This is a genomic window from Sphingobium sp. SG1 (assembly GCF_057063145.1).
In genome coordinates this window covers 1-12,356 of record NZ_JBVVOJ010000010.1, presented here as the reverse complement: position 1 = coordinate 12,356, position 12,356 = coordinate 1, and the positions used below count along the sequence as shown (strand labels likewise).

Below are 12,356 nucleotides of genomic sequence, written 5' to 3'. Positions count from 1 at the left end.
TGCCTATCGGGATAAACCCGCGATTAGGCCCCGCCCAGCACCGACGCGAAGGCGGCGACGCCGGCCTTGGGCCCTTCGGGGTGATTCCACACCGTGCCGCTGACCGCCAGGAAGTCGGCACCCGCCGCGATCAGGGGGGCGGCATTGTCCGGCGTGATGCCGCCGATCGCGACGCAGGGCAGTTCGAACAGGGTGGTCCACCAGCCCAGGATCGACGGTTCGGCGCGGTGCGTCGTTTCCTTGGTCGTGGTCGGGTAGAAGGCGCCGAAGGCGACATAGTCGGCCCCCGCCTCACCCGCTTCCATCGCCAGATGGCGGCTGTCGTGACAGGTGACGCCGATCTGGACCTTGGGGCCAAGCTGCTTGCGCGCCTCGCGCGGGTCGCCATCTTCCTGCCCCAGATGGACACCATCAGCGTTCAGCCGCTTGGCAAGGCCGATGCTGTCATTGATGATGAAGGCGACCTCGCGCTCGGCACAGAGCGCCTGGATCGGCCCGGCGAGCGCGGCGATGGCATGATCGTCGATCCCCTTCAGGCGCAGCTGGAAGGCGGCGACCTTGCCGCCGTCGAACGCCTGGGCGAGCTGATCGACGAAAGTCTCGTCAATCGCCGGCGGCGAAATCAGATAGAGTTGGCAGGCCGGGCGAAAGCCCTTTTCGAACTGCTCGGCAAAATGGGGGTCGAGCGCCAGTTCTTCGTCAGTGAAATCGGTCATGCGCGCCTTATAGCCGCTCGCGCGGCCGCGCCAAGTGCGGCTATGACCGCAAGCAAAGAACCGAAGGATATTCCATGCGCCACGCTTTCGCCGCCCTGCTGCTCCTGTCCGCCGCGCCCGTGCTGGCGCAGGAGGCGCCGCGGCCACGCGCGCGGGAAGCGGGCGTAACCGTCGGCATCCTCCAGCCCGGCCCGCTCAACGCGATCACCGATGTCGCGGGGGTGAAGGTGGGCCAGGTGACCTTGCTGCGCAGCAAGGACGTCAACACCGGCGTCACCGCGATCCTGCCCCATGGCGGCAACCTGTTCCAGGACAAGGTGCCGGCCGGCTTCGTCGCCTATAATGCGTTCGGCAAGTTCATGGGATCGACCCAGGTCGCGGAGCTGGGCGAGATCGAGACGCCGATCCTGCTGACCAATACGCTGAACGTGGCGGAGGCCGGCGCGGCCTCGGTCGAATGGACGCTGGCGCAGGCCGGCAATGAGGAGGTGCGGTCGGTCAATGCCGTGGTGGGCGAGACCAATGACGGCATGCTCAATGACATTCGCGGGCGGCATGTCACCATCGCCGACGCGCGGCGCGCGATCGAGAGCGCCAAGGCCGGCCCGGTCGAGGAAGGCGGCGTGGGCGCGGGCACCGGCACGGTGGCCTTCGGCTTCAAGGCGGGGATCGGCACATCGTCGCGCAAGCTGCCGGCGTCGCTGGGCGGCTGGACCGTGGGCGTGCTGGTGCAGGCCAATTATGGCGGGGTGCTGACGATCGCGGGCGTGCCGGTGGGGGTGAAGCTTGGCCGCTATGACTATCGCCAGCAGGTCGAGGAGAAGAAGGCGGACGGCTCTGTCGTGATCGTGATCGCGACCGATGCACCGTTGTCCGACCGCAATCTGCGCCGCGTCGCCGAACGCGCCTTTGGCGGCATCGCGCGGACCGGCTCCAGCTTCTCCAACGGGTCGGGCGACTATGCCATCGCTTTCTCGACCAGCGACGCGGTGCGGCGCACGGCGGCGAAGCGCAATGCGGTGGCGGCCTTGGACGACCTGCCCAATGACCGCATGTCGCCGCTGTTCCAGGCGACCATCGAGGCAACCGAGGAAGCGGTGCTGAACGCGCTGTTCAAGGCGCAGACGGTGGTCGGCAATCGCGGCACGGCAGAGGCGCTGCCGCTCGACAAGGCGCTGCCTATGCTGAAGGGCAAGCCGTAAAGCGGAAGTGCTGCGCTATCCGCTTCTCGACACGCTCGAAGCGAACGGGCCAGGGTGCGGGTGTCGTAGGCCGAAGGCTACGATAAAGGCGGCGCCGGCGGGATTTTCCCCCTGCCCGGCGCCGTCCATATGCGTCAGGCCGCGACCGGGGTCTTGGTGGCCGACGCGGCGTAGATTTCGTCGATCGCCTCGCCCAGCGACGCGTTGAATTCGTCGTCGCTCATCTGGTGGCGCAGGTCATTGAGCAGCGCGCGGCTGAAGCTGGCGATGATGCCGCGATTCTTGGCGAGTTCGGCGCAGGCTTCGGTGCGGCTGAAGCCACCCGACAGGGCGACGACGCGCAGCACCTTGGGATGATCGACCAGCGGATCGAACAGGCCGGCCTTGGCGGGCAGCGAGAGCTTGAGCATCACCTGCTCGCCTTCGGGCAGGGCGTCGAGCTGCTTGAGGATTTCCTCGAGCAGGATCTGGTCGGCCTCGGCGCGTTCGGGCGACTTGATGTTCACTTCGGGTTCGATGATCGGCATCAGGCCGCCGGCCAGCACCTGCTTGCCGACTTCGAACTGCTGCGCGACCACGGCGGCAATACCCTCGCGATTGGCGAGGTTGACGACCGAACGTTCCTTGGTGCCGAACACGCCCAGGCCCTTGGCGCGGGCGAGCAGCGCGTCGAGTTCGGGCATCGGCTTCATCAGTTGCACGCCGTTCGCTTCATCCTCCAGGCCCTTGTCTATCTTGATGAAGGGCACGACGCCGCGTTCGATCAGCGCGGTCGGGGTCGGCTTGCCGTCGACGGTGCCGTCCATGGTGCGTTCGAACAGGATCGCGCCCAGCACCTTGTCGCCGGTGAAGGCGGGCGAGGTGATGACGCGGCTGCGCATGCCATGGATCAGGCCGAACATCTCCTCGTCATTGCTCCAGGCGCTTTCCTCGACGCCATAGCCCTTGAGCGCCTTGGGCGTGGAACCGCCGCTCTGGTCGAGCGCGGCGATAAAGCCCTGACCGTCGGAAACCTTCTTGACCATGTCCTGATCCAGCATCTGCACATACCTTCTCTTGGGGCGCGCCGCCCCCTCGGCAGCGCGGAAAGATGGAAGCCATCGGGCGAACCCGAGGGCATGACTGTAGCGCGCCGTCAGGCCCGCCGGTATCCGGGCTGTTAGCTAGTCCCATGTCGCACCGCAAGATGCTTGACCCCGCGCGGCGACGGGGCGGCCGCCAATATCGTTGGCGCGTGCGAAAGTGCCTGATAGGCTGTGGCCAAATGTCTGAATCGGGGGAAGAATGGGGATCGGGAAGATGCGGCCCGTCATGGCGGCCGCGCTGATGCTGGGGCTGATCGATATCGGGGCAGCGCAGGCGGCGACCAAGCCGGTCGTCGGCGAGATGGCGCCGGATTTCGAGCTGACGCTGATCGACGGCAGCAAGGTGTCGCTGGCGGAGCTGAAGGGCCAGGTGGTGCTGCTCAATTTCTGGGCGACCTGGTGCGTGCCGTGCCGCAAGGAATTGCCGACGCTCGACAGCTATTATGGCATCAACCGAAAACATGGGCTGAGGGTATTTGCGATAACGACCGAAGGATCGGTGCCGATCGCGCAGCTGAAGCAATTGTTCGCGGCGATGCACATCCCGTCGGCCAAAAGGATCAAGGGGCCTTATGGCCCACTGACCGGGGTGCCGACCAATTTCGTCATCGATCGGGCGGGCCGGCTGCGCTACGCCAAGTCAGGCGCGTTCGATCTGGAGGATCTCAATGCGCTGCTGGTGCCCTTGCTCAACGAACAGCCGCCCGCCTGAGGCCAATTTCCGTTGCATTGCACAATGAAATTTCCGTCATCCGGTTGAAAGCCGGCCATGGCGGGACCATTAGGGCGGCATGACCCATTCTGCCGCCCTGCCCCTACCGCGCGATGATGCGCCCCTGTCCCGCTTCGCCATATTGCTGATGGCGGTCGCGTGCGGGACGATGGTGGCCAACCTCTATTATGCCCAGACGCTGATCGATGTGATCGGGCCGGAAATCGGCATGTCGGCAGGGGTCGCGGGCCTCATCACCACGCTGACGCAGTTGGGTTATGGCCTGGGCATCATCCTGGTCGTGCCGCTGGCCGACCTGTTCGAAAACCGGCGGATCGTGCTGATATCGGCGGTGGCGACGGTGCTGGGCTGTATCGCCATCGCCCTGTCCAATGGCCCCGCGACCTTCCTGATCGCGTCGGTCATGACCGGCGTGGGCGCGACCGGCGTGCAGGTGCTGATCCCGCTGGCATCCCACCTCGCCCCGCCCGAGCGGCAGGGGCGCGTGGTCGGCACGGTGATGAGCGGCCTGTTGTTCGGCATCATGCTGTCGCGGCCGATCGCCAGCTTCCTCGCCGGATCGATGGGCTGGCGTGCGACCTTCCTGCTGTCGGCCGGGGTGATCGCGCTGGTCGCGATCGCGCTGCTGATCGCCTGTCCGCAGCGCCGGCCCAAGGGGGGCATGCATTATGGCGAAGTGCTGGCCTCGACCTTCTCGCAGCTCGGCAAATATCGCGTCGTGCGGATGCGCGCCTTCTATCAGGCGTCGATGTTCGCGGCGTTCAACCTGTTCTGGACCGCTGCGCCGCTGAGCCTGATCCATGACTTTGGCCTCAGCCATAATGGCATCGGTGCCTTTGCCCTGGCCGGCGCTGGCGGCGCGCTGGTGGCCCCGGTGGCGGGCTGGCTGGCCGACCGGCGACTGACCGGCCCGGCCTCGCTCGGCGCACTGATTGCGCTCTCCATCGGTTTCCTGCTGGCGGACTGGACGGTGGCAGCGGGCAGCCTGATCGGCTTCACCATCATGGCGGTGCTGATCGACGCGGCGGTGCAGGTCAGCCAGATCACCGGGCAGAAGCTGATCTTCTCGCTCGATCCCCATGCCCGCGGCCGGATCAACGCGGCCTATATGACGGTGATGTTCGTGGTCGGCGCGCTGGGATCGGTGATCGGGTCGACCACCTATGAAGCGGGCGGCTGGAGCCTGAGCGCGATCGCCGGTGCGGCGATCGGCGGCGTGGCCGCGCTGGTCTTCATCCTGTTCGACCGGGGCGCCAGCGCCACGCGCTGACGCCCCTGCCGCCAAAAGGCTTTAGGCGTAGAGCGCCTTCACGCCCGGCAGTTCCTTGCCTTCCATCCATTCGAGGAAGGCGCCGCCGGCGGTCGAGATGAAGGTGAAGTCGGCGGCCGCGCCGGCATGGTTGAGCGCGGCGACGGTGTCGCCACCGCCCGCGACCGAGACCAGCTGGCCTTCCTTGGTGAGCGCCGCCGCCGTCTTGGCGAGGGCGACAGTCGCGGCATCAAAGGGCGCGATCTCGAACGCGCCGAGCGGGCCGTTCCACACCAGGGTGCGGCAATTCTTGAGCGCATCGCCCAGCGCCTCGACCGCGGCCGGACCGACGTCGAGGATCATCTCGTCCTCGGCGACTTCATGGACGTTGCAGGTCCGGACCGACGGCGGGTTGGCGGCAAATTCCTTCGCCACGACCACGTCATAGGGCAGATGGATGATGCAGCCGGCTTCTTCCGCCTTGTCGAAGATGGCGTCGGCCGTGTCGGCCAGATCCTTTTCGCACAGCGACTTGCCGACATCGACGCCGCGGGCGTGGAGGAAGGTGTTGGCCATGCCGCCGCCGATGATCAGGTGATCGACCTTGGTGACGAGATTGTTGAGCACGTCGAGCTTGGTCGACACCTTGGCGCCGCCGACGACGGCCGCGACCGGCTTGACCGGAGCACCGAGCGCGGCTTCGAGCGCGTCCAGTTCCTTTTCCATCGAGCGGCCGGCGAAGGCGGGCAGCTTGTGGGCCAGCCCCTCGGTCGAGGCATGGGCGCGGTGCGCGGCGGAAAAGGCGTCGTTGACATAGAGGTCGCCGATCGCGGCGATCGCGTCGACCAGCGCGGGATCATTTTTTTCCTCGCCGGCATGGAAGCGGGTATTTTCGAGGATCGCGATGTCGCCGTTGCGCATCACCTTGATGCCGTCGGTCGCGGCCTCACCCTGGCAGTCGGGAATGAACTGCACCTCGCGGCCCAGCACCTGGGTCAGCGGACGGGTGATCTTGCTGAGCGAAAATTCCGGATTCTTCTGGCCCTTGGGCCGGCCGAAATGGGCCAGGATCAGCACCTTGGCGCCGCGATCGGCCAGTTCCAGGATGGTCGGCATCGCCGCGCGCAGACGGGTGTCGTCGCTGACCGAACCGTCCTGCATCGGCACGTTCAGATCCTCGCGCACCAGCACCACCTTGCCGGTGATGTCGCCCATGTCGTCGAGTGTCTTGAACGGCTTGGCCATGATCGCTCCTAGAATTTGGAAATTATGTCAGAAGAAAAACCCCGCCGGTTGGTCCGGCGGGGCTGAGAAGGCTTAGAGGAACTTCGCCATGACACCCGAGGTGTCGATCATGCGGTTCGAGAAGCCCCATTCATTGTCGTACCAGCTAAGCACGCGGACCAGGTTGCCCTCGATCACGGCCGTTTCCAGGCTGTCGACGGTCGAGCTGCGCGGATCGCCATTATAATCGATCGAGACCAGCGGCTCGTCCGAATAGCCCAGGATGCCCTTGAGCGGGCCGGATTCCGACGCAGCCTTGAGCAGGCCGTTGACTTCCTCGACCGTGGTGGCGCGGCTGGGGATGAACTTCAGGTCGACGACCGAGACGTTCGGGGTCGGCACGCGGACCGACGAACCATCCAGCTTGCCCTTGAGCGCGGGCAGAACCTCACCCACGGCGCGGGCGGCACCGGTGGTGGTCGGGATCATCGACAGGGCAGCGGCGCGGGCGCGACGCATGTCCTTGTGGATCTGGTCCAGCGTGTTCTGGTCGTTGGTGTAGCTGTGGATCGTGGTCATGAAGCCGCGTTCGATGCCGATCGAATCGTTCAGCACCTTGGCAAGCGGCGCCAGGCAGTTGGTGGTGCAGCTGGCGTTCGAGATGATGATGTCGTCGGCAGTCAGCTCGTCATGGTTGACACCGAAGACGACAGTCTTGTCGACGTTGGTGCCCGGCGCCGAGATGACGACGCGCTTGGCGCCGGCGGTCAGGTGGGCGCCGGCCTTGTCCTTGCTGGTGAAGATGCCGGTGCATTCCAGGGCGATTTCGACGCCCAGTTCGGCGTGCGGCAGGTTGGCGGGATCGCGCTCCGCCGTCACCTTGATCTTCTTGCCGTCGACCACCAAGAAATCGCCGTCGACGCTGACTTCACCAGCCCAGTTGCCATGGACCGAGTCGCGCTTGAACAGCAGGGCATTGGCCTTGGCATCGCCCAGGTCGTTGATGCTCACCAGTTCCAGATCATGGTCGGTGCGCGAGAGGATGGCGCGCGCCACCAGACGACCGATGCGGCCGAAACCGTTGATTGCTACCTTCGTTGCCACTGCACTTGTCTCCCGGTTTGCGTGTAGGTCTTGGGCTCAGGCGCCGAGCGCGGCCTTGATCTGCGGAGCGATCTTGGCGGCGGTCAGGCCGAAATGGTCGTAGAGCACTTCGGCCGGGGCCGACGCGCCGAAGCTGTCGATGCCGAAACGCAGGCCGTCAAGGCCGGTATAGCGTTCCCAGCCGAAGGTGGTGCCGGCCTCGATCGAGGCGCGCAGCACGCCGGCGGGCAGGATGTCGGCCTTGTAGGCGGCGTCCTGCGCGTCGAAATGGGCCCAACTGGGCATCGAGACGACGTCGGCGCCGATGCCCTGTTCTTCCAGCGCCTTGGCGGTGGCGACGGCGATCTCGACTTCCGAACCGGTGGCGAGCAGCACGACCTTGCGATCGGCGGTCGCGGCGACCAGGCGATAGGCGCCCTTGGCCGACAGATTCTCGCTCTTTTCCAGGCGCAGCTGCGGCAGGTTCTGGCGGGTCAGCGCCAGCACCGACGGGCCGGTCGCATCCTTCAGTGCCAGTTCCCAGCACTCCGCCGTCTCGACGATGTCGGCCGGGCGATAGACGTCGAGGTTCGGGATCATGCGCATCGACATGACATGCTCGATCGGCTGGTGGGTCGGGCCGTCTTCGCCCAGACCGATCGAGTCATGGGTGAGGACGTGGATCACGCGCTGTTCCTGCAGCGCGGCGAGGCGGATGCCGGCGCGCATATAGTCGGAGAAGACCAGGAAGGTGCCGCCATAGGGGATCACGCCGCCATGCAGCGCCATGCCGTTCATGGCGCAGGCCATGCCGAATTCGCGGATGCCATAATAGACATAGCGGCCCGAATAATCGTCGCGGGTCAGCGGGCCGGTCGACTTGGTCTTGGTGTTGTTCGAGCCGGTAAGGTCGGCCGAGCCGCCGACGGTTTCGGGCAGCAGATCATTGATCGCGCCCAGCGCCAGTTCGCTGGCCTTGCGGGTGGCGACCTTCTGCGGGTTGGCGATCAGGCTGTCGATATAGGCGTCCAGCGAGAAGCCGGCCGGCAGTTCGCCCGCCATGCGGCGCGAAAATTCAGCGCCTTCCGCGGCATTTGCCAGGCGGCCTTCCCATGCAGCGCGAACATCACCGCCCTTGGCACCGATCGCCTTCCAGGCGGCGTCGATGTCGGCGGGAACCACGAAGGGTTCGGCGGTCCAGCCGAGGAACTCGCGGGCGGCGGCGACTTCGGCCTCGCCCAGCGCCGAACCATGGACGCCCGAGGTGCCGGCCTTGTTCGGCGCGCCATAACCGATCTTGGTGGCGCAGGCGATCAGCGAGGGACGCGGATCGGCCAGCGCTTCGTCGATGGCGCGGCGGACATCGGCAACGTCATGGCCGTCGCACGACACGACATGCCAGCCGGTGGCGGCATAGCGGGCGCGGACATCTTCGTTGCTCGACAGGTTGACGGCGCCGTCGATGGTGATCTTGTTATCGTCCCACAGCACGATCAGGCGCGAGAGGTTGAGGTGACCGGCAAGGCCGATCGCCTCATGGTTGATGCCTTCCATCAGGCAGCCGTCGCCAGCGATCACCCAGGTGCGGTGATCGACCAGATCGTCGCCGAACTCGGCGTTCAGGTGACGCTCGGCAATCGCCATGCCGACGGCGGTGGCGAGGCCCGAACCCAGCGGGCCGGTGGTCGCTTCGACCCCTGCCAGCTCGAAATTCTCCGGGTGGCCGGCGCAGGGGCTGCTGAGCTGACGGAAGTTGCGAATGTCGTCCATCGTCGGACGGGCATAGCCGGTCAGGTTCAGCAGCGAGTAGATCAGCATCGAGCCATGGCCGGCCGACAGCACGAAGCGGTCGCGGTCGGCCCATTTCGGCGCAGCCGGATCGAACTTCACATAATCCTTGAACAGCACGGTGGCGACGTCAGCCATGCCCATCGGCATGCCGGGATGGCCGCTATTGGCAGCCTGCACGGCGTCCATGGAAAGCGCCCGGATGGCGTTGGCGAGCTGCGTGTCGGAAACGGTCATAGCGGGAAGATGTCTTTCATGACTGGCATGGAATGCCCGCGCGAACGGGCGAGTCGATTTGGGTTCCCTTTGTCGCGTCAATCCCCATGCGTCAACCGCAGGCGGGGCGTGGTGCGCGGCAAGCCGTCCAAACAGCGCTTTTGCAAGGCGAAAACATTGGCTATGCAGAAAATATGGCAAGCGACCGCATGATGCAGGCGATCGGCACGCTGGAGCGCGCGATCAGTCGGCTTGAACAGAATGTGGCCAGCCTTTCGCAGGCTGTCCCCCATGGCAATTCCGGCATCGACCAGATGGCCGCCCAGGCGGCATTGCAATCGCTGGACGATCTGATCGGAGAATTGCGAGGGCGCACCGATGGCTGAAATCATGTTGCAGATCGCCGGCCGCCCCTATCAGTTGCGCTGCCGCGATGGCGAGGAAGCGCATATGGCACATCTGGCCCAGATCATCGAGGACAAGGCCTATCAGGCGCAGCGCAGCACGCCGGGCCTGACCGAGGTGCGCACCTTGCTGTTCGCGGCGCTGTTCATGGCGGACGAACTCAACGAACTGAAGCGCGCCGCAGCCGGCCGGCAGGAGCAGCTAGCGCTGGATGGCGATGACGAGCCGGCCGCCCGCGCGGTCGAGGCATTGGCCGCGCGCGTAGAAAAGCTGAGCGAGGCTCTTGCCGCCCGCGCCGCCGACGCCTAGATTGGCGGCGACGGGCACTGCCTGGTGCGAGCTTTAGCGAACATCCCTGAGGCGATAATCACATCCACGGGGGCTGTCCCTGGGCGGGCTCTGGCCCGATCTACATGGTCCCCACCTGACGTTGAGGCGTCAGAGGATATTCCAGCAAACGGCCAAGGCGGTCCCGTCACCCTGCCCCTACCAGCAAAGGCACCCCATGCCCGACGACAGTGATGCCGCCGACAAGCCGACCCTGCGCGCGATCGCCCGGCAGCGGCGGCGCAACTTCGTTGCCTCTCTCGACGCGCTGACCCACAGGCTGGCGTTCAAGGCCGTCCCCTCCCCGCTCGCCCAGCGCATCGCCGACGCGCAGGTGATCGCGCTCTACATGGCGCTGGATGACGAGGCGCCGGCGCAGCGTCTGGCCCCGCAACTGGGCGTGATGGGCAAGCAGGTGGCGTTGCCGCGCGTGCTCGATCGGCTGGGCAGCATGGACTTCCTGCTGTGGCGGCCGGAGGACCAACTGTTCCCCGGCCTGTTCGGCACCAGCCACCCCGAGCCATCCGGCGGTGCGGTGGTGCCGGATGTCATCATCGCGCCGCTGCTGGGTTTCGACCAGCGGATGAACCGCCTTGGCCAGGGTGGCGGCTATTATGACCGCGCCTTTGCCCGCCATCCCGATGCCTTGCGCGTCGGCCTTGCCTGGTCGGCGCAGGAACTGGATGATGTGCCGGCCGACCCATGGGATCTGCCGCTCGACATGATCCTGACCGAAACCGCCGTGATCGAGGCAGCCTGACCCCGATGAGCATCGACCCGCGCCATTATCATCAGCCCAGCTGGCGCAAGCCGGCCGGCATGTTCGCGATCCTGGGGCTGATCCTGGGCTGGGCCGTGCTGGTCGGCAGCCTGTCGCCGCTGATCGGCCAGTTGCCGATGTGGGGCCAGGTGCCGGTCTATATTTTCCTGGGCCTGATCTGGATCTGGATCCTGCCGCTGCGGCGGCTGCTCGCCTGGATGGAAACGGGGCGCTGGCGTCAGGGTTAATCCCGATGCCCAGCCCATGGCCTTTCGCCTTATCCCTGAGCGTTAGGCGACCATAGCGGACGCATCGCGGCTTAGCGCGATGCAGGCGGCTCGCCGGAAACGGGGGCAACGGCATGTCCATGCGCCAGTCACCAGCATCGGCCGCCCATGCCGCGGACCGCTCCCATCGATCATCCTGCATTCTCCGGGCGGCGCCACCCCGCACCGGTTTCAAGCCATGTCCGGTGGCAGGCGCACAGTGCAACAGGAGGCGTTGATGGTTCCATTGAGCAAGCGGCTATTTGCCGAATGTTTCGGTACATTCTGGCTGGTGTTTGGCGGGTGCGGCAGCGCCGTGCTGGCGGCGGCCTTTCCCGATGTCGGCATCGGCCTGCTGGGCGTGGCCCTGGCCTTCGGCCTCACGGTGCTGACCATGGCCTTTTCGATCGGCCATATTTCGGGCTGCCACCTCAATCCGGCGGTGACGATCGGCCTGTGGGCCGGCGGCCGCTTCCCGGCCCGCGACATCGCCCCCTATGTCGTCGTGCAACTGGTGGGCGCGGTGATCGCAGCCGCCCTGCTGCTGTTCATCGCCAGCGGCCAACCGGGCTATGAGCTGGCGCCCAACGGCCTGGCGGTCAATGGCTATGGCCTGCATTCGCCGGGCGGCTACACGCTCGAATCGGGGCTGGCGATCGAGATGGTGCTGACCTTCGGCTTCCTGAGCGTCATCCTGGGCGCGACCGACAGCCGCGCGCCGGCGGGCTTTGCCCCGATCGCGATCGGCCTGGCGCTGACGCTGATCCATCTGATCAGCATCCCGGTCACCAACACGTCGGTCAATCCGGCGCGCAGCACCGGCCCAGCCCTGCTGGTCGGCGGGCTGGCGCTGCATCAGCTCTGGCTGTTCTGGGTGGCGCCGATCATCGGCGCGCTGGCCGCCGGCGGCGTCTATCGCTGGCTCGCCAACGAACCGCTGCCGCCGCATGTGACCGGCGAGCATCTCTGAGACGAATCGTCACGGGCCGATGCCGTTGGTGTCGGCCCGCTGGCCTGTATCGATGTGAGAAAAAAGGATCGCCTGGCGATCAGATCACTTCGGGAATGAAGTGGCGCGAGTGACGGGGCTCGAACCCGCGACCTCCGGCGTGACAGGCCGGCGCTCTAACCAACTGAGCTACACCCGCGCAGGGCGGCATCCTATCGTGACCCATGGCCACCAGATGATGCAAATCTGTTTACCTTCCGACTTTCCGGTCAGGGAAAGTGGCGCGAGTGACGGGGCTCGAACCCGCGACCTCCGGCGTGACAGGCCGGCGCTCTAACCAACTGAGCTACACC

General features: G+C 66.1%; 13 protein-coding genes, 1 tRNA gene and 1 other RNA gene. 9 read left to right on the top strand and 6 right to left on the bottom strand.

All coding sequences use genetic code 11. The features are described from left to right. Positions 1–23: 23 nt before the first annotated feature. Complete coding sequence (gene thiE / locus AC0KVN_RS19075; protein ID WP_010337227.1) at positions 24–716, bottom strand: thiamine phosphate synthase; 693 nt, start codon at positions 714–716, stop codon at positions 24–26. Positions 717–790: 74 nt separating this feature from the next. Here thiE and AC0KVN_RS19070 point away from each other — a divergent pair, with 74 nt between their 5' ends. After that, positions 791–1,918 (top strand): DmpA family aminopeptidase, encoded by a 1,128-nt coding sequence (locus AC0KVN_RS19070; RefSeq protein WP_483656328.1) that lies wholly within the window; start codon positions 791–793, stop codon positions 1,916–1,918. Between the two features lie 134 nt (positions 1,919–2,052). On the opposite strand, the gene AC0KVN_RS19065 is transcribed toward AC0KVN_RS19070, so the two are convergent. Further along, positions 2,053–2,958, bottom strand: a complete 906-nt coding sequence (locus AC0KVN_RS19065) for a fructose bisphosphate aldolase (protein WP_435567758.1) — start codon at positions 2,956–2,958, stop codon at positions 2,053–2,055. A 259-nt stretch (positions 2,959–3,217) separates the two neighbouring features. Between AC0KVN_RS19065 and AC0KVN_RS19060 the strand changes: the two genes are divergently transcribed. Both AC0KVN_RS19060 and AC0KVN_RS19055 read left to right on the top strand, forming a co-directional pair. Next, a complete protein-coding gene (locus tag AC0KVN_RS19060; protein ID WP_435567733.1) occupies positions 3,218–3,715 on the top strand; it encodes a TlpA family protein disulfide reductase in 498 nt (165 codons plus the stop codon). 79 nt (positions 3,716–3,794) lie between these two features. Further along, on the top strand, positions 3,795–5,006 hold the full coding sequence (locus AC0KVN_RS19055; RefSeq protein ID WP_159365679.1) for an MFS transporter: 1,212 nt from the start codon (positions 3,795–3,797) through the stop codon (positions 5,004–5,006). Positions 5,007–5,027: 21 nt separating this feature from the next. Here the strand turns inward: AC0KVN_RS19055 and AC0KVN_RS19050 are convergent, their stop codons facing one another. The 3 genes from AC0KVN_RS19050 to tkt all read right to left on the bottom strand — a co-directional run bounded on the left by AC0KVN_RS19050 (position 5,028) and on the right by tkt (position 9,317). Continuing rightward, positions 5,028–6,230, bottom strand: coding sequence for a phosphoglycerate kinase (locus tag AC0KVN_RS19050; RefSeq protein WP_037507546.1), 1,203 nt, complete (start codon positions 6,228–6,230; stop codon positions 5,028–5,030). 72 nt (positions 6,231–6,302) lie between these two features. Then, positions 6,303–7,313 (bottom strand): type I glyceraldehyde-3-phosphate dehydrogenase, encoded by a 1,011-nt coding sequence (gene gap / locus AC0KVN_RS19045; protein ID WP_004211711.1) that lies wholly within the window; start codon positions 7,311–7,313, stop codon positions 6,303–6,305. Between the two features lie 36 nt (positions 7,314–7,349). Then, positions 7,350–9,317, bottom strand: a complete 1,968-nt coding sequence (gene tkt, locus AC0KVN_RS19040; protein ID WP_435567734.1) for a transketolase — start codon at positions 9,315–9,317, stop codon at positions 7,350–7,352. Between the two features lie 86 nt (positions 9,318–9,403). On the opposite strand from tkt, the gene AC0KVN_RS19035 reads away from it, so the two are divergent. The 6 genes from AC0KVN_RS19035 (at position 9,404) to aqpZ (ending at position 12,024) form a co-directional block, all read left to right on the top strand. Beyond that, complete coding sequence (locus AC0KVN_RS19035; RefSeq protein WP_017501797.1) at positions 9,404–9,682, top strand: hypothetical protein; 279 nt, start codon at positions 9,404–9,406, stop codon at positions 9,680–9,682. Then, entirely contained in the window at positions 9,675–10,010 is a 336-nt protein-coding gene (locus AC0KVN_RS19030; RefSeq protein WP_004211707.1) for a cell division protein ZapA, read from the top strand. Before AC0KVN_RS19035 ends, AC0KVN_RS19030 begins: the two co-directional genes overlap by 8 nt. An 11-nt stretch (positions 10,011–10,021) precedes the next feature. Next, positions 10,022–10,178: non-coding RNA, 6S RNA (gene ssrS / locus AC0KVN_RS19025), on the top strand. Positions 10,179–10,206: 28 nt separating this feature from the next. Then, complete coding sequence (locus AC0KVN_RS19020; protein ID WP_435567735.1) at positions 10,207–10,788, top strand: 5-formyltetrahydrofolate cyclo-ligase; 582 nt, start codon at positions 10,207–10,209, stop codon at positions 10,786–10,788. A gap of 5 nt (positions 10,789–10,793) precedes the next feature. Further along, the gene (locus AC0KVN_RS19015) at positions 10,794–11,036 is read left to right on the top strand and encodes a DUF2842 domain-containing protein (RefSeq protein WP_010337236.1); all 243 of its coding nucleotides are present in this window, start codon (positions 10,794–10,796) and stop codon (positions 11,034–11,036) included. A 256-nt stretch (positions 11,037–11,292) separates the two neighbouring features. Further along, positions 11,293–12,024 (top strand): aquaporin Z, encoded by a 732-nt coding sequence (gene aqpZ / locus AC0KVN_RS19010; RefSeq protein WP_435567736.1) that lies wholly within the window; start codon positions 11,293–11,295, stop codon positions 12,022–12,024. Between the two features lie 101 nt (positions 12,025–12,125). On the opposite strand, the gene AC0KVN_RS19005 is transcribed toward aqpZ, so the two are convergent. Further along, positions 12,126–12,202, bottom strand: a tRNA-Asp gene (locus tag AC0KVN_RS19005). Between the last annotated feature and the right edge of the window lie 154 nt (positions 12,203–12,356).